Origin of the sequence: Streptomyces stelliscabiei, from assembly GCF_014873495.1 — a bacterium.
Lineage (GTDB): Bacteria > Actinomycetota > Actinomycetes > Streptomycetales > Streptomycetaceae > Streptomyces > Streptomyces bottropensis.
In genome coordinates this window covers 7,207,093-7,223,380 of the sequence record NZ_JADBGF010000001.1, presented here as the reverse complement: position 1 = coordinate 7,223,380, position 16,288 = coordinate 7,207,093, and the positions used below count along the sequence as shown (strand labels likewise).

The window sequence follows — 16,288 nt, the reverse complement described above, 5'->3', positions numbered from 1 at the left end:
TCGCGAACCATCAAATATACGCAAGAAAATCCCCCGAGCGCAATTGCTCGGGGGATTTTCTGTATGCGTCAGGGTCTCAGAGCACGTCGGCGATTTCCTCCAGCAGCCGCCGCTTCGGCCGCGCGCCGACCATGGACTTCAGTGGCTCACCGCCCTTGAACACCATGAACGTCGGCATCGACATCACCCGGTACGCGTTGGTGGTCTCCGGACTGGTGTCCACGTCCAGCTGCACCACCTTCAGCCGCCCGCCCTCCTCGGCGGCGAGGGCGCTGAGCACCGGCCCCATCTGCCGGCAGGGCGGACACCAGTCGGCCGTGAACTCCACCAGTACCGGCAGCTCCGCCCCGATCACCTCCGCCTCGAAGTCCGCGTCCGTCACCTCTGCCACGCCGGCCGCCCTGATCACAGCTGTCCGCCTCCCAGTTCACACTCCGGCTCCGGGCCTCCCGGAACCTCCGCCTCGGCCGCCAGCCGCTCCCGCGCCCGCTCGGCCCGCGCCAGCTGCTCGCCGACCGACGCCCGCACAGCCGCCAACTCACCGATCAGCGCGTCGAGTTCGTCCAGCTTCCGCCGGTACACCGCCAGCGACGCCGGGCACGAGTCGCCCTCCGGATGTCCCGCCCGCAGACACTCCACGAACGGCCGCGTCTCCTCCAGGTCGAACCCGAAGTCCTGCAGCGTCCGGATCTGCCGCAGCAGCCTCAGGTCCGCCTCGTCGTACGTCCGGTAGCCGTTCCCCGCCCGCCGCGCGGGCAACAGCCCCCGCGCCTCGTAGTACCGCAGGGCCCGTGTCGTCGTCCCGGCGCGTTCCGCCAGCTCCCCGATGCGCATACGAGGACGGTATTCCTTGACGCCGACGTCAGGGAAAGCCCGCGCACCCACGACGGCAAAAAGCCGAGCGGCCAGGTCTATAGGGGGAGGACCTGGCCGCTCGGTGTTCTGGGAAGCTCTTCAGTTGTGTGTCCTGGAACCGTACGGCCGGGTCTACGGGGGGAGGACCCGGCCGTACGGGGTTCTCGGGGGGCCCTGGGCCCCTCCGGGGCGCGTCACGCCTTGGCGAGTTCCTTCTCGCCGTCGGGCTCGGCCGCGGGCGCCGCGGCACCGTGCCCGTCGTCCAGCAGCGTCTTCTCGTCGAAGGGCAGCTGACCGGCGAGGACCTGGTCCACGCGCTCCCTGTCGATCTCCTTGGTCCAGGTACCGATGAGAACCGTGGCGACCGCGTTGCCCGCGAAGTTGGTGAGGGCGCGGGCCTCGCTCATGAAGCGGTCGATGCCGACGATGAGGCCGATACCGTCCACCAGGGCCGGCTTGTGGGACTGCAGACCGCCCGCGAGGGTGGCCAGACCCGCGCCGGTGACACCGGCCGCGCCCTTGGAGGCCACCAGCAGGAAGAGCAGCAGCGGGATCTGCTCCCCGACCGACATCGGCGTACCCATGGCGTCGGCGATGAACAGGGACGCCATGGTCATGTAGATCATGGTGCCGTCGAGGTTGAAGGAGTAGCCGGTCGGGACGGTGATACCGACGACGGGCTTGCTGACACCCAGGTGCTCCATCTTCGCGATGAGGCGCGGCAGCGCCGACTCGGAGGAGGAGGTGGACAGGATCAGCAGGAACTCACGGCCCAGGTACTTGAACAGCGAGAGGATGTTCATGCCGGCGACGATCCGCAGCAGCGCGGCGAGAACGATGAAGACGAAGAGGAAGCAGGTGGCGTAGAACCCGAGCATCAGGACGGCGAGGCTCTTGAGCGCGTCCAGACCGGCGGAACCGACGACGGCCGCCATGGCGCCGAAGGCACCGATCGGGGCGGCCCACATCACCATGGCGAGGATGCGGAAGACCAGGCGCTGGATGTGCTCGACACCGCGCAGGACCGGCTGACCGGAGTCACCCATGGCCTGGAGCGCGAAACCGGCGAGCAGCGCGACGAGCAGCGTCTGGAGGACCTCGCCGCCGGTGAAGGCGGAGACGATCGTCGTCGGGATGATGCCGAGCAGGAACTCGGTGGTGTCCTTGGCCTCGGCCGACACCTGCGCCTGGCCGGTCTCCTTGATCGCGTCGGTGACCGCGAGGCCGGTGCCCGGCTCGACGATGTTGCCGACGACCAGGCCGATGCCGAGGGCGACCAGCGACATCACCGTGAAGTAGGCGAGGGCGATACCGCCGACGGCGCCGACCTTCGCGGCCTTCCGTACGGAGCCGATGCCCAGCACGATCGTGCAGAAGATGATCGGCGAGATCATCATCTTGATCAGGTTCACGAAGCCGGTGCCGATGGGCTTCAGCTCGACGGCGAAGTCCGGGGCGATGAGGCCCACGGCGATGCCGATGGCCACAGCCACGATCACGGCGATGTACAGGTAGTGGGTGCGGTCCCGCTTGGCGGGAGCGGTAGGTGCCGTATGGGTGCTGCTGGCCACGGCTGCCCTCCTCGTCGACGACGTCGTCGGCTCGCTGTTCCGGCGTGCGGCTCACGACCGGGGGAATTCGGGAGACGGTCTCCCAGGGTGGGAACCGGCGGGTTCCCGGGTGGGAGACCGGCTCCCGGGGTCGGGAGCCGGCGGGCTCCCGGAGCCGGCAGCTGGGGGACTTCCGGCGGCGGTGGGAGCGGGGCTCCCGGGGGGTGTGGGAGCCGGGGCTCCCGGCGGTGGAAGCCGGCGGGCTTCCGGGCCGGAGGCTGGGGGGCTTCCGGCGGTTGGGAGCTGGGGGGCTCCCGGGGGTGGGAGAGGTGCCTCCCTGGGGTGGGAGACGGGCTCCCGGCGGCTCGGGGTAGAGGTCCCGGTGCGGGAGTCGTACTCCCTGTCGGTGTCCATGTGCTGGACGAGCCGATGCGCTGACTATCCCCCGCCCTGTGAGGGCGGTCACCCTTCCGTTCATTTAGTTCACGCCAACCCGTGCGTGCAGACTGTTGCCATGCGCGTCCCGCACCGCCTCCGCCCCCGCAGCCTGGCCGGCCAGCTCTTCGCCGTGCAGGCGGTGCTCATCGCCGCCCTCCTGGCCGGATACGCGCTGTTCACCTACGTCAGCGACCGCTCGCAGGCGGAGGAGGCGGGAACCCGCCAGGCCCTCGCCGTCGCGGCCACCGTCGCCGACGCCCCCTCGGTCCGGGCCGCGATCCACACCGCCGATCCCACCGCGCGGCTCCAGCCGTACGCCACCGAGGTGCAGCGGCACGCCGGAGTCGACTTCGTGACGATCATGACCCCCGACGGCATCCGCTGGACGCACCCGGACCCCGACCGGATCGGTGAGCACTTCCTCGGCCACATAGAGAAGGCGCGGCAGGGCGGTTCGATCACCGAGACCTATACGGGCACCCTCGGCCCGTCGGTCCGCGCGGTCACCCCGATCATGGAGGACGGCAAGGTCATCGGCCTGGTCAGCGCCGGTATCCGGGTCCAGGCGATCAGCGACCGGGTCCAGGAACAGCTCACGGCCCTCATGGGCGTCGCCTTCGGCGCGCTGGCCCTCGGCGGCATGGGCACCTACGTCGTCAACGCCCGCCTGCGCCGCCACACGCACAACATGAACGCCGCCGAGCTGAGCAACATGCACGACTACCACCAGGCCGCCCTGCACGCCGTGCGCGAGGGCCTGCTGATGCTCGACGGGCAGTACCGGGTGGCGCTCATCAACGACGGGGCCCGGGAGCTGCTGGGGGTGACGGACGACGTGGTCGGCCGCTCGGTGGCGGACCTGAAGCTGCCGGCCCCGTTGACGGGCGCCCTGCTGTCCTCCGAGCCCCGGGTGGACGAGGTGCTCCTCACCGCCGAACGGGTGCTCGTGGTGAACACCTCCCTGGTGTCGGGAGGCCAGCGCCGGGGCACGGTGGTCACGCTGCGGGACGTGACGGAACTGCAGTCCCTCACGGGCGAGCTGAACTCCGAGCGCGGTTTCACCGAGGCGCTGCGCTCGCAGGCGCACGAGGCCGCGAACCGTCTCCACACGGTCGTGTCGCTCATCGAACTGGGCCGCTCGGACGAGGCGATCGACTTCGCGACGGCGGAACTGGAACTGGCGCTGGCCCTCACGGACAAGGTCGTCGCGGCGGTGAGCGAACCGGTGCTGGCGGCCCTGCTGCTGGGCAAGGCGGCCCAGGCGAACGAGCGGGGCGTGGAGCTGGTGGTGTCCGAGGACAGCCGCATCGACGACGGCCTGCTCCCGCAGTCGCTGCCAGCGCGTGACCTGGTGACGGTCCTGGGCAACCTGATCGACAACGCGGTGGACGCGGCGCAGGGTTCGGTGGGGGCGAGGGTGACGGTGACGGCGTACACGGACGAGACGGGCCCGCCGGACGGCGCGGACGGACCGGTGGACGACCCCGTGCTGGTGCTGCGGGTGTCGGACACCGGCAGCGGCATCAGCCCGGCCCACGCGGAGGCGGTGTTCGAGCGCGGCTTCTCGACGAAGCCCGCGGGCCCCGGCGGCCGGGGGCTGGGTCTGGCCCTCGTACGGCAGACCGCGCGCCGGCACGGCGGAACGCTGACCGTGTCGGAGGCGGCCGGGGGCGGGGCCCGGTTCGAGGTGCGGCTGCCGCTGGGCGCGGGCGGCGGCGACCGGACGGTCCCGGCCGTGCGGGACAAGGCTGTCCAGGCCCCTCGGGCCACTGTGGCTGGAGGCGACGACGTATGACCGGTGCCGATCCCATCAGAGTCCTGGTCGTCGAGGACGACCCCGTGGCCGCCGACGCGCACATGATGTACGTCGGCCGTGTCCCCGGCTTCACGGCGGTCGGCAAGGCGCACACGGGCGCGGAGGCCCGGCGCGCGCTGGACCGTATGCCGGTGGACCTGCTGCTGCTGGACCTCCATCTCCCGGACGTGCACGGTCTGCAGCTGGCCCGCTCCCTGCGCGCGGCCGGCCATCACGCGGACGTGATAGCGGTGACGTCGGCCCGGGACCTGACGGTGGTGCGCGAGGGCGTGTCGCTGGGCGTGGTCCAGTACGTCCTCAAACCCTTCACGTTCGCGACCCTGCGCGACCGTCTGATCCGCTACGCCGAGTTCCACGCGGCGGCCGGCGAGGCGAGCGGGCAGGACGAGGTGGACCGCGCCCTGGCGACCCTGCGGGCCCCCGGCCCGGCGGCCCTGCCGAAGGGGCTGAGCGCGCCGACCCTGGAGCGGGTGACGGTGACCCTGCGCGACGCGGGCGAGGGGCTGACGGCGGCCGGCGTCGCGGAGGCGGTCGGCATCTCCCGGATCACGGCCCGCCGGTACCTGGAACACCTGGTGGACGCGGGGCGGGCGGCGCGGAGTCCGCAGTACGGGCAGGTGGGGCGGCCCGAGCTGCAGTACCGGTGGGTGAAGGGGTAGGGCCCTTCCGGCGGATCTCCGCGACCCTGCCGGGGATCGGTGCAGACGCATTGACCTGACTAGACCATTCCTCGTACCGTCACCGGGCACCACCCAAGGCCACAACGACGTAGCCAGCAGGAGGTCGTGCCCGTGCGCCCCACCGCACCCCGCCCCCACCGATCCCCCCTCCGTCTCCTCCTCACCGCCGCTCTGGCGATCACCGCTCCCGGCGTCCTCACGGCCTGCGGCGGCGGTTCCGGCGGTGACCCGGACACCGTGGAGGTCTCCTACAAACAGTCCACGGACAACCAGGTCCGGGTGATGGACACCTTCCTCGCCGACGTCAAGAAGCAGTTCGAGAAGGCGAATCCGGGCAAGAGGGTGAAGCTCGTCCCGATCAAGGCCCCGGACTCGGAGTACTACACCAAGGTCCAGCAGATGCTGCGGTCGCCGAAGACGGCACCGGACCTGGTCTACGAGGACACCTTCCTCATCAACTCGGACATCACGAGCGGTTATCTGCGGCCCCTGGACGGCTATCTGGCCGACTGGAAGGACTGGGACCAGTTCATCGACACGGCCAAGGCGGCGGCGAAGGCCGAGGACGGGAAGACGTACGGCATCCCGGACGGCACGGACACCCGCGGGCTGTGGTTCGACAAGGCGGTCTTCGCCAAGGCGGGCCTGCCGGCGGACTGGCGGCCGAAGACCTGGGCCGACGTCCTGGACGCGGCCCGCACGATCAAGCGGAAGGTCCCCGGCGTCATCCCCCTGAACGTCTACACGGGGAAGCCGGCGGGCGAGGCGGCGACCATGCAGGGCTTCGAGATGCTCCTCTACGGCACGCAGGGCGCCACCGCCGCCGGGGCAGGTGACCCGCTGTACGACGAGAAGTCGAAGAAGTGGAAGGCCGGCACCCAGGGTTTCGAGGACGCCCTCGGCTTCGTGGAGACGGTCTTCAAGGAGAAGCTCGGACCGGAGGTCTCCGACGCCCTCGACCCCAACATCGCGACCCGGGTGCGCGGTGAACTCCTCCCCGAGGGCAGGCTCGGCATCAACCTCGACGGCTCCTGGCTCCCCCAGGACTGGCTGCCCGGCAGCGGCCACGCATGGCCCGAGTGGTCGGAGAGGCTCGGCCTCGCCCCCATGCCCACCCAGCACGGCCAGTCCCCCGGCAAGGTGAGCATGTCCGGCGGCTGGACCTGGGCGATCCCCGACAAGGCCGGGAACCCCGATCTCGCCTTCGCGTTCGTCAAGACCATGCAGTCGAAGGCCAACGCCCGGAAGTGGTACATCGCCAACTCGGGGATCGCGGTCCGCAAGGACGTGGCCGAGGATCCGGCGTACGCCAAGGCCCAGCCCGGCATCGAGTTCTTCACGGACCTGGTGTCGAGCACGCACTACCGGCCGGCGTACCCGGCCTATCCCAAGGTCTCCACGGCCATCCAGGAAGCGATGGAATCCGTGACGACGGGCGACGCGTCCGTGTCCGAGGCGGCCGAGAACTACGACGAGGAGCTGCGGGCGGCCACGGACGACCAGGTGATCGAGGAATGAGCCCCCGCGTATGAAGGGGCCGGCCGCGGAGGGACCGCCCCGCCCCGCGTTCCGGGCGTTCGCCCGGGCCCTCCCCCTCACCCCCGCCACCGTCCTCCTGCTCCTCTTCCTCGCCGGCCCCATCGGCTACTGCGCGTACATCGCCTTCACCGACCTCCAGCTCACCGGTCAGGCCGAGGACTCCTTCGTCGGCTTGGAGAACTTCCGTACGGCGTTCGGGGACGAGGCGTTCCTCAACGCGGTCCGGCTCACCCTGGTCTTCACGGTGGTCTCGGCGCTGCTCGGCCAGAACACCCTCGGCCTGGTCCTGGCCGCCCTGATGCGGCGCGCCTCGAAACCCGTGCGCACGCTGGTCGGTGGCGTCGTCGTCACCGCCTGGGTCCTGCCGGAGGTCGTGGCCGGCTTCCTCCTCTACGCGTTCTTCCGCCGCGAGGGGACGCTGAACGCGCTCCTGGACTGGCTCCGCCTCCCGTCCCAGAACTGGCTCTACACGCTGCCGATCCTGGCCGTGTCGTTCGCGAACGTCTGGCGGGGCACTGCGTTCTCGATGCTGGTGTACTCGGCGGCCCTGAACGAGATCCCCAAGGAGATCACGGAGGCGGCGGAGGTCGACGGCGCGAGCGGCATGCGCCGCATGTGGCACATCACGCTCCCGATGATCCGCCGCTCCATCGGCACCAACCTGATGCTCATCACCCTGCAGACGCTGTCCGTGTTCGGCCTGATCTGGGTGATGACGCGAGGCGGCCCGGGCGGCCGGAGCCAGACCCTGCCCCTGTTCATGTACGAGGAGGCGTTCCAGAAGAGCATGATCGGCTACGGCACCGCGGTGGCCCTGTTGCTGCTGGTGGTGGGCTCGTTGTTCTCGGTGCTCTATCTGCGCCTGCTGCGGACGGAGGTGTGAGTCCCGTGGCCCCGAAGACCCGGGCCCCTCTCTCCCGCCGCGCGGTCCGCCACCGGCTGGCCGCCGACGGCGGCCTCCTCGTCGTCGCCGCGGCCTTCGTGCTCCCGCTGGCCTGGGTGGTCCTCTCCTCCGTGGATCCGCGTGCGGACCTGACGGTGAAGGTCCCCGACGGCGTGACCCTCGACAACTTCGACGCCGTCCTGACCCCGGACATCACCTTCACGCCGCTGCTCAACAGCCTGCTCCTGTGCGGCGGAGGCACGGCGCTGACCGTGGTGTGCGCGGCCCTGGCGGCCTACCCGCTCTCCCGCTTCCGCTCCCGTCTGAACCGCCCCTTCCTTCTGACGATCCTCTTCGCGACGAGCCTGCCGATCACGGCGATCATGGTCCCGGTGTACGCGCTGTTCGTCCAGGTGAACCTGATCGACACCATGCAGGGCACGATCTTCTTCTTCGCCGCATCTCAACTGCCGTTCGCGATCTGGCTGATGAAGAACTTCATGGACGGAGTGCCGAAGGAACTGGAGGAGGCGGCGTGGACGGACGGCGCGTCGTCGTTCCAGTCGCTGCTGCGGGTGGTGCTCCCGCTGATGGGACCGGGCGTCGCCGTGGTGACCGTCTTCTCCTTCGTGATGATGTGGGGGAACTTCTTCGTCCCGTTCATGCTGCTGCTCACCCCGGAACAGATGCCGGCGGCCGTCAGCGTCAACGAGTTCTTCGGGAACCGGGGGACGGTGGTCTACGGCCAGTTGGCGGCGTTCTCGGTGATCTACTCGACGCCGGTGATCCTGCTGTACGTGGCGGTGGCCCGGCGGCTGGGCGGCGGGTTCGCGCTGGGCGGGGCGGTCAAGGGGTGAGGCCGGCCGGCTTCCGCGGCCGGCCTCAGGTCCCCTCCCTCACCCCTGCGGCAGCACCCCCGCCCGGAACGGCTCCACCCCCACCACCCGCCGCACCCGAACCGGCTCGATCAGGATCATCAGGCGCCGCTCCCCGGGCAGCAGCCACGGATACCGCTCCTGCCCGATGTACTTGCGGGTGAGCCGGTCCATGGCACGCAGCGCCTCGTCACCCTCCACGAAGCGCACCACCCGCCCCCGGATCTCGGCCCGGTCGTAGGGGTTCTCGGGGTCGTGATGGGACAGGGACACCAGCGGGTTGCGGCGCAGGTTCTCCTCCTTCACCCGCCCGACGGAGGTGTTGACCATGACGTGTTCGGTGTCGCCGGCGGCCTCGATGTCCACCCACATGGGTGATACCTGAGGCGCGCCGTCCGGCCCGACCGTCGCCAAGTGCCAGAAGTTCGGCGCCAGTAGGCGCTCGCGCATGTGTCCGTCCAGCTTCGTCATGCGCTCATTCCTACCCGGGCATCCTCGCCGGGGCGCCCCGGAACCCACGAGTCACGGACTTCTCACCGGGCATGGCTTCCCACCATCCGTGATTGTGGCCGAACAGCCCGTAGTCATCGGCGCCGCGGCGGTCCTACGGTGTGCGCGTGCACCGACGTTCAGCCCACGAACCCGAACGGCAGCTCCACCAGCCGCCCCCGGAATTCCGGACAGCCGACACCCCCACTCCGCCCTTCAACGCCCCCGCGGCCCGGCGACTGCGTATCGCCCTCGGCATGGGGCCCGAGCAGGTCGCGTACGGCATGCGCTCCTCGTACGGGCTCCCCCATGTCACCCCGGACCTGGTCGCCGCCTGGGAGCGCGGCGGCATCGCGCCCACCGGCCCCGAACTCACCGCGCTCGCCGGTGTGTTGTGGTGCTCGACCAGCGAACTCATCGGCACGCCCCGGACCGTGCGCGAGCACCGCACGGCGCGGGGCGTCGCCGCCGAGGACGTCGCCCGCGCGGTCGGGCTCGAACTCTCCGCCTATCTGGGGATGGAGGAGGGCGAGGAGTGGCGCGGCACCGACCGCCAGTCCGCCGCCCTCGGCGTCGCACTCGACCTCACGATCCCCGAACTCGTCGTCGCCACCGGACGCGAGGAACGGCTCAGGGAACTGCTGCACAGCGCGGTGACCACCCGCTGGCAGGCGTGTGTGCGGCCCGCCCTCAAGCTGCTGTCCCTCGACAGACACCTCGACCGGCGTCTGCTGGAGGACGTCCTGCGGGAGATGCACACCGACTACCAGAACCTGATGACCGCCACCCTCACCTGGGCCAACGGCACCGCCGCCACCGACTCGGGCGACGCGGGCCGTGACTACCTGGACCACGTCGTCGGCCATTTCTGGGCACTCGTGCGGAGAACGGCGGCCCACTGAAGGGGCCGGGACGCCCTCCTCACCGGCAACCGGTCTAGAACACCGACTCCGCCTCGTCCATCCGGTCCTTCGGCACCGTCTTCAGCTCGGTCACGGCCTCCGCCAGCGGCACCATCACCACGTCGGTGCCGCGCAGCGCGGTCATCCGGCCGTAGTCGGCGCGGTGCGCGGCCTCGACCGCGTGCCAGCCGAAGCGCGTGGCGAGCACCCTGTCGTACGCGGTCGGGGTGCCGCCCCGCTGGATGTGACCGAGGATGACCGGCTTGGCCTCCTTGCCGAGGCGGCGCTCCAGCTCGTACGCCAGCGCGGCGCCGATGCCCTGGAAGCGCTCGTGGCCGAACTGGTCGATCGCGCCGTGGCCGTAGTCCATCGAGCCCTCGGCGGGGTGGGCGCCCTCGGCGACACAGATGACCGCGAACTTCTTGCCGCGCGCGAAGCGCTCCTCGACCATCTTCACCAGATCGGCCGGGTCGAACGCGCGCTCGGGCAGGCAGATGCCGTGCGCACCCGCCGCCATCCCCGACTCCAGCGCGATCCAGCCCGCGTGGCGGCCCATGACCTCGACCACCATCACGCGCTGGTGGGACTCGGCGGTCGTCTTCAGGCGGTCCATCGCCTCCGTGGCGACCCCGACCGCCGTGTCGAAGCCGAACGTGCGGTCCGTCGAGGAGATGTCGTTGTCGATGGTCTTCGGGACGCCGACCACCGGCAGGCCCGCGTCCGACAGCATCCGCGCCGCCGTCAGCGTGCCCTCGCCGCCGATCGGGATCAGTACGTCGATCCCGAACTGGTTCGCCATGTCCTGCGCGTTCTCGCAGGCCTCGCGGAGGCGGTCGCGCTGGAGGCGGGAGGAACCGAGGATGGTGCCGCCGCGGGCGAGGATGCCGCTGACGGACTCCAGGTCGAGGCCGCGGTAGCGGCCGTCGAGCAGGCCGGCGTAGCCGTCCTCGAAGCCGATGACCTCGTCGCCGTACTGGGCGACCGCTCGGTGCACGACCGACCGGATCACTGCGTTCAGGCCCGGACAGTCGCCGCCTGCGGTGAGAACTCCGATACGCATCGTGCTGTGTCTCCTGATCGTCCTGATCGGTCCTGCTCGGTGCTGGTACTGATGAGCCAGTCCGATTGTTTCACGGCTCCCAGGGGGTCGCCGCGCCCGTCCGCCCCCGCCCGGCACCACGACGGGCTGATGGGCGCCTTATCCATGGCCAAGGGTATTGTCAAGAGGGTTTCTGTCCGCCGCGACGGTGATTTTCACCCCTGCCGACCGAACCCCCACCAACCGCACCACACGTCCTACACGTCCCACATGAAACGGAGAGCACACGTGACGCGCAGCGTGTACGTGACCGGGATCGACCGCGGCGACGGCCGCCAGGTCGTCGAGCTGGGGGTCATGGAGCTCCTGACCCGCCAGGTCGACCGGGTGGGGGTGTTCCGGCCGCTGTTGCACCACGGACCGGACCGCCTCTTCGATCTGCTGCGCGCACGGTACCGGCTCACCCAGGACCCGGCGACCGTGTACGGCATGGACTACCACGAGGCGTCCACGCTCCAGGCCGAGCACGGCACGGGCGAGCTGGTGTCGACGCTGGTCGACCGGTTCCACGCCGTCGCGCGCGACTTCGACGTCGTCCTCGTCCTCGGTACGGACTTCGCCGACACCCAGTTCCCGGACGAGCTCTCCCTCAACGCCCGGCTCGCCAACGAGTTCGGCGCCTCCGTCATCCCGGTCGTCGGCGGCCGCAAGCAGCCCGCCGATTCGGTGGCCGCCGAGACGCACAACGCGTTCCGCGCCTACGAGAGCCTCGGCTGCGACGTGCTCGCCATGGTCGTCAACCGGGTCGCGCCCGCCGACCGCACCGAGATAGCCGAGCGGCTCGGCGACTCCCGGCTGCCCCTGCCCGTGCCCTGTTACGTCCTGCCCGACGAGCCGGCGCTCTCCGCGCCCACCGTCGCCCAGATCACCCACGCCCTCGGCGGCAAGGTCCTCCTCGGCGACGACGCGGGCCTCGCCCGCGACGCGCTGAACTTCGTCTTCGGCGGGGCCATGCTGCCGAACTTCCTCAACGCCCTGACCCCGGGCTGCATGGTCGTCACCCCCGGCGACCGCGCGGACCTCGTCGTCGGCGCCCTCGCCGCCCACAGCGCCGGCACCCCGCCGATCGCCGGTGTGCTGCTCACCCTGAACGAGCGGCCCAGCGAGGAGGTGCTGACCCTCGCGTCCCGGCTCGCGCCCGGCACCCCCGTGGTCGCCGTCGAGACGGGTTCCTTCCTCACCGCCTCCGAACTGTTCTCCATGGAGGGCAAGTTGAGCGCGGTGACACCGCGCAAGGCGGAGACCGCGCTCGGCCTGTTCGAGCGGTACGTGGACACCGCCGAGCTGCGGGGCCGGGTCTCCGCGCCGAGCAGCGACCGGGTCACGCCGATGATGTTCGAGCACACGCTCCTCGAACAGGCCCGCTCCGACAAGCGCCGCGTCGTGCTGCCCGAGGGCACCGAGGAACGCGTCCTGCACGCCGCCGAGGTGCTGCTGCGGCGCGGGGTCTGCGACCTCACGCTGCTCGGCCCGGTCGAGCAGATCCGCAAGAAGGCCGCCGACCTCGGCATCGACCTGGGCGACAGCCAGTTGGTGGACCCGGCGACCTCCACGTGGCGGGACATGTTCGCCGAGAAGTACGCCCGGTTCCGCGCCCACAAGAACATCAGCGTCGAGCTGGCGTACGACGTGGTGTCCGATGTGAACTACTTCGGCACGCTCATGGTCCAGGAGGGGCTCGCCGACGGGATGGTGTCGGGGTCGGTGCACTCCACCGCCGCCACCATCCGCCCGGCCTTCGAGATCATCAAGACCAGGCCGGACGCGGACATCGTCTCGTCCGTGTTCTTCATGTGCCTCGCCGACAAGGTGCTGGTCTACGGGGACTGCGCGGTCAACCCGGACCCGAACGCCGAGCAGCTCGCCGACATCGCCGTCCAGTCGGCCGCCACCGCACGGCAGTTCGGGGTCGAACCGCGGATCGCGATGCTGTCGTACTCCACGGGGTCCTCCGGCTCGGGCGCCGACGTCGACAAGGTGCGCCAGGCCACCGAGCTGGTGCGGGCGCGGCGGCCCGATCTGCTGATCGAGGGGCCGATCCAGTACGACGCCGCCGTCGAGCCGAGTGTCGCGGCGACGAAGCTGCCGGACTCCGAGGTCGCGGGCCAGGCGACGGTGCTGATCTTCCCGGACCTCAACACCGGCAACAACACCTACAAGGCCGTGCAGCGGTCGGCGGGCGCGCTCGCGGTCGGGCCGGTCCTCCAGGGGCTGCGCAAGCCGGTCAACGACCTGTCCCGGGGCGCGCTCGTCCAGGACATCGTCACCACGGTCGCCATCACGGCGATCCAGGCGCAGACCACCGCCGCCCTCGGCACCCCCGGCAAGTGAACCCCGTCAGGAAGCAGACCGTGACCGCCACCCGCGTACTCGTCCTCAACTCCGGCTCCTCCTCGGTGAAGTACCAGCTGCTCGACATGCGCGACAGGGACCGGCTGGCCGTGGGGCTGGTCGAGCGGATCGGCGAGGAGAACTCCCGGCTGAAGCACACCCCGCTCACCGGCGGCGGCGTCTCCCGCGAGCGCACCGGCCCGATCGCCGACCACGAGGCCGCCCTGAAGGCCGTCGCCGAGGAGCTGGCGGCCGACGGGCTCGGCCTCGACTCCCCCGAGCTGGCCGCCATCGGGCACCGTGTCGTGCACGGCGGGCAGAGCTTCACGCAGCCGACGGTCGTCGACGACACCGTCCTCGCCGAGATCGAGCGTCTGATCCCGGTGGCGCCGCTGCACAACCCGGCCAACCTCACCGGTATCCGCACCGCCCGGGCCCTGCGGCCCGACCTCCCCCAGGTCGCCGTCTTCGACACCGCGTTCCACACGACGATGCCGGAGTCCGCGGCCCGTTACGCGATCGACGTGGAGACCGCCGACGCCCACCGCATCCGGCGCTACGGCTTCCACGGCACCTCGCACGCGTACGTCTCCCGGGCCACGGCCGCACTGCTCGGCAGGGCGCCCGAGGACGTGAACGTGATCGTGCTGCACCTCGGCAACGGGGCGTCCGCCTCGGCGGTCGAGGGCGGGCGGTGCGTGGACACCTCCATGGGGCTCACGCCCTTGGAGGGACTGGTGATGGGTACGCGCTCCGGGGACCTGGACCCGGCCGTCATCTTTCATTTGATGCGCGTTGGCGAAATGTCCACGGACGAGATCGACACTCTCCTCAACAAGAAGAGCGGTCTGATCGGACTGTGCGGCGACAACGACATGAGGGAAATTCGCCGCCGCGTCGACGAGGGCGACGAGCGGGCGAAGCTGGCCTTCGACATCTACATTCACCGGCTGAAGAAGTACATCGGTGCCTACTGCGCGGTGCTCGGCCGGGTGGACGCCCTCGCCTTCACCGCCGGTGTCGGCGAGAACGCGGCGCCCGTGCGGGAGGCCGCCGTGGCGGGCCTGGAGGGGCTGGGCCTCGCGGTCGACGGCGAGCTGAACGCCGTACGCGGTGGGGAGCCCCGGCTGATCTCGCCGCCCGGCGCCCGGGTCGCGGTCGCGGTGGTGCCGACGGACGAGGAGCTGGAGATCGCGACACAAACGTATGCCCTGGTCGTCACATGAGCGAAGAGGACGTGAGCGAGCGGAGAACAGCCGAGAAATACACACCGGTAACACGCCTGAGCGCATAGCCGCACATTTGCTATTCCATCAGACGGAATATTCCGCAGCGAAACAAACCGATAGGATCGTCCCATGCGCCGTTCGAAAATCGTCTGTACTCTCGGCCCCGCGGTCGACTCCCACGAGCAACTGGTCGCCCTCATCGAGGCCGGCATGAACGTGGCCCGTTTCAATTTCAGCCACGGCAGCCACGCCGAGCACCAGGGTCGCTACGACCGGGTCCGGGCCGCCTCCGCCGAGACCGGCGTGGCACTCGGTGTCCTCGCCGACCTGCAGGGCCCCAAGATCCGCCTGGAGACCTTCGCCGAGGGCCCGGTGGAGCTGGTGCGCGGTGACGAGTTCACCATCACCGCCGAGGACGTGCCGGGCGACAAGCAGATCTGCGGTACGACGTACAAGGGTCTGCCCGGTGACGTCTCCCCCGGCGACCAGATCCTCATCAACGACGGCAACGTCGAGCTGAAGGTCCTGGAGATCGACGGCCCGCGGGTGCGGACCGAGGTCATCGAGGGCGGGGTCATCTCCGACCACAAGGGCATCAACCTGCCCGGCGCGGCCGTCAACGTGCCGGCGCTGTCCGAGAAGGACGTCGAGGACCTGCGCTTCGCGCTGCGGATGGGCTGCGACCTGGTGGCGCTGTCCTTCGTGCGGGACGCCGAGGACGTGCGGGACGTCCACAAGGTGATGGACGAGGTGGGCCGCCGGGTCCCCGTCATCGCCAAGGTGGAGAAGCCGCAGGCCGTGGAGAACATGGAGGACGTCGTGATGGCGTTCGACGGCGTGATGGTCGCCCGTGGCGACCTGGCCGTCGAGTACCCGCTCGAAAAGGTCCCCATGGTGCAGAAGCGGCTCATCGAGCTGTGCCGCCGCAACGCCAAGCCGGTGATCGTGGCGACCCAGATGATGGAGTCGATGATCACCAACTCCCGCCCCACGCGCGCCGAGGCGTCCGATGTCGCCAACGCCATCCTGGACGGCGCGGACGCGGTCATGCTGTCGGCGGAGTCCAGCGTGGGCGCGTACCCGCTGGAGACGGTCCGCACGATGTCGAAGATCGTCACGGCGGCCGAGCAGGAGCTGCTCTCCAAGGGCCTGCAGCCGCTGGTGCCGGGCAAGAAGCCGCGGACGCAGGGTGGTTCCATCGCCCGTGCCGCCTGCGAGATCGCCGACTTCCTCGGCGGCCGGGCCCTGGTCGCCTTCACGCAGTCCGGTGACACCGCCCGCCGGCTGTCGCGCTACCGCGCCTCCCAGCCGATCGTCGCGTTCACCACCGACGAGTCCACCCGCAACCAGCTGGCGCTCAGCTGGGGTGTCGAGTCGCACGTCGTGCCGTTCGTGAACAGCACCGACGAGATGGTCGACCTGGTGGACCAGGAGATGGTCAAGCTCAAGCGCTTCCAGGAGGGCGACATCGCGGTCATCACCGCCGGCTCGCCCCCCGGTGTCCCGGGCACCACCAACATGGTCCGGGTGCACCACCTGGGCGGCGGCGCCCGCGACTGACGCGGGCCGGAGGCCGTCCGGAAGAGCGCCGAGGGCGCCCCC

The 16,288-nt window shown here is 70.4% G+C and carries 14 protein-coding genes; 9 read left to right on the top strand and 5 right to left on the bottom strand.

Annotated elements, in window-relative coordinates:
• Nucleotides 1-76: 76 nt before the first annotated feature.
• From H4687_RS32220 to H4687_RS32210, 3 genes are all read right to left on the bottom strand, one after another.
• Nucleotides 77-391: a thioredoxin family protein gene (locus tag H4687_RS32220; protein ID WP_046919038.1), complete on the bottom strand. Its 315-nt coding sequence runs from the start codon at nucleotides 389-391 to the stop codon at nucleotides 77-79.
• Nucleotides 392-405: 14 nt separating this feature from the next.
• Nucleotides 406-834 (bottom strand): MerR family transcriptional regulator, encoded by a 429-nt coding sequence (locus tag H4687_RS32215; RefSeq protein ID WP_046919036.1) that lies wholly within the window; start codon nucleotides 832-834, stop codon nucleotides 406-408.
• A gap of 215 nt (nucleotides 835-1,049) precedes the next feature.
• Nucleotides 1,050-2,426, bottom strand: coding sequence for a cation:dicarboxylate symporter family transporter (locus H4687_RS32210; RefSeq protein WP_046919035.1), 1,377 nt, complete (start codon nucleotides 2,424-2,426; stop codon nucleotides 1,050-1,052).
• A 493-nt stretch (nucleotides 2,427-2,919) separates the two neighbouring features.
• Between H4687_RS32210 and H4687_RS32205 the strand changes: the two genes are divergently transcribed.
• The 5 genes from H4687_RS32205 (at nucleotide 2,920) to H4687_RS32185 (ending at nucleotide 8,618) form a co-directional block, all read left to right on the top strand.
• Nucleotides 2,920-4,638: an ATP-binding protein gene (locus tag H4687_RS32205; RefSeq protein WP_046920154.1), complete on the top strand. Its 1,719-nt coding sequence runs from the start codon at nucleotides 2,920-2,922 to the stop codon at nucleotides 4,636-4,638.
• Nucleotides 4,635-5,318: a response regulator gene (locus tag H4687_RS32200; protein WP_046709879.1), complete on the top strand. Its 684-nt coding sequence runs from the start codon at nucleotides 4,635-4,637 to the stop codon at nucleotides 5,316-5,318. Before H4687_RS32205 ends, H4687_RS32200 begins: the two co-directional genes overlap by 4 nt.
• Nucleotides 5,319-5,444: 126 nt before the next feature.
• Nucleotides 5,445-6,857: an extracellular solute-binding protein gene (locus H4687_RS32195; protein ID WP_373560616.1), complete on the top strand. Its 1,413-nt coding sequence runs from the start codon at nucleotides 5,445-5,447 to the stop codon at nucleotides 6,855-6,857.
• Nucleotides 6,858-6,867: 10 nt separating this feature from the next.
• Entirely contained in the window at nucleotides 6,868-7,761 is an 894-nt protein-coding gene (locus H4687_RS32190) for a carbohydrate ABC transporter permease (protein ID WP_046919771.1), read from the top strand.
• A gap of 5 nt (nucleotides 7,762-7,766) precedes the next feature.
• Entirely contained in the window at nucleotides 7,767-8,618 is an 852-nt protein-coding gene (locus tag H4687_RS32185) for a carbohydrate ABC transporter permease (RefSeq protein WP_046919770.1), read from the top strand.
• A 39-nt stretch (nucleotides 8,619-8,657) separates the two neighbouring features.
• On the opposite strand, the gene H4687_RS32180 is transcribed toward H4687_RS32185, so the two are convergent.
• On the bottom strand, nucleotides 8,658-9,107 hold the full coding sequence (locus H4687_RS32180) for a PPOX class F420-dependent oxidoreductase (RefSeq protein ID WP_046918296.1): 450 nt from the start codon (nucleotides 9,105-9,107) through the stop codon (nucleotides 8,658-8,660).
• Nucleotides 9,108-9,253: 146 nt separating this feature from the next.
• Between H4687_RS32180 and H4687_RS32175 the strand changes: the two genes are divergently transcribed.
• The gene (locus H4687_RS32175) at nucleotides 9,254-10,027 is read left to right on the top strand and encodes a helix-turn-helix domain-containing protein (protein ID WP_046918297.1); all 774 of its coding nucleotides are present in this window, start codon (nucleotides 9,254-9,256) and stop codon (nucleotides 10,025-10,027) included.
• A gap of 34 nt (nucleotides 10,028-10,061) precedes the next feature.
• On the opposite strand, the gene H4687_RS32170 is transcribed toward H4687_RS32175, so the two are convergent.
• On the bottom strand, nucleotides 10,062-11,087 hold the full coding sequence (locus tag H4687_RS32170; protein ID WP_046918298.1) for an ATP-dependent 6-phosphofructokinase: 1,026 nt from the start codon (nucleotides 11,085-11,087) through the stop codon (nucleotides 10,062-10,064).
• A gap of 267 nt (nucleotides 11,088-11,354) precedes the next feature.
• Here H4687_RS32170 and pta point away from each other — a divergent pair, with 267 nt between their 5' ends.
• The 3 genes from pta (at nucleotide 11,355) to pyk (ending at nucleotide 16,246) form a co-directional block, all read left to right on the top strand.
• Nucleotides 11,355-13,457 (top strand): phosphate acetyltransferase, encoded by a 2,103-nt coding sequence (gene pta, locus H4687_RS32165; RefSeq protein ID WP_046918299.1) that lies wholly within the window; start codon nucleotides 11,355-11,357, stop codon nucleotides 13,455-13,457.
• A 20-nt stretch (nucleotides 13,458-13,477) separates the two neighbouring features.
• Nucleotides 13,478-14,683 (top strand): acetate kinase, encoded by a 1,206-nt coding sequence (locus H4687_RS32160; protein ID WP_046918300.1) that lies wholly within the window; start codon nucleotides 13,478-13,480, stop codon nucleotides 14,681-14,683.
• 132 nt (nucleotides 14,684-14,815) lie between these two features.
• The gene (gene pyk / locus H4687_RS32155) at nucleotides 14,816-16,246 is read left to right on the top strand and encodes a pyruvate kinase (protein ID WP_046918301.1); all 1,431 of its coding nucleotides are present in this window, start codon (nucleotides 14,816-14,818) and stop codon (nucleotides 16,244-16,246) included.
• Nucleotides 16,247-16,288 lie beyond the last annotated feature (42 nt).

What these genes read in the sequence shown, in the direction of transcription:
- H4687_RS32215 (WP_046919036.1), bottom strand. Translation starts at nt 834, where the DNA reads ATGCGCATCGGGGAGCTGGCGGAACGCGCCGGGACGACGACACGGGCC.
- H4687_RS32205 (WP_046920154.1), top strand. Translation starts at nt 2,920, where the DNA reads ATGCGCGTCCCGCACCGCCTCCGCCCCCGCAGCCTGGCCGGCCAGCTC.
- H4687_RS32200 (WP_046709879.1), top strand. Translation starts at nt 4,635, where the DNA reads ATGACCGGTGCCGATCCCATCAGAGTCCTGGTCGTCGAGGACGACCCC.
- H4687_RS32190 (WP_046919771.1), top strand. Translation starts at nt 6,868, where the DNA reads ATGAAGGGGCCGGCCGCGGAGGGACCGCCCCGCCCCGCGTTCCGGGCG.
- H4687_RS32180 (WP_046918296.1), bottom strand. Translation starts at nt 9,107, where the DNA reads ATGACGAAGCTGGACGGACACATGCGCGAGCGCCTACTGGCGCCGAAC.
- H4687_RS32170 (WP_046918298.1), bottom strand. Translation starts at nt 11,087, where the DNA reads ATGCGTATCGGAGTTCTCACCGCAGGCGGCGACTGTCCGGGCCTGAAC.
- pyk (WP_046918301.1), top strand. Translation starts at nt 14,816, where the DNA reads ATGCGCCGTTCGAAAATCGTCTGTACTCTCGGCCCCGCGGTCGACTCC.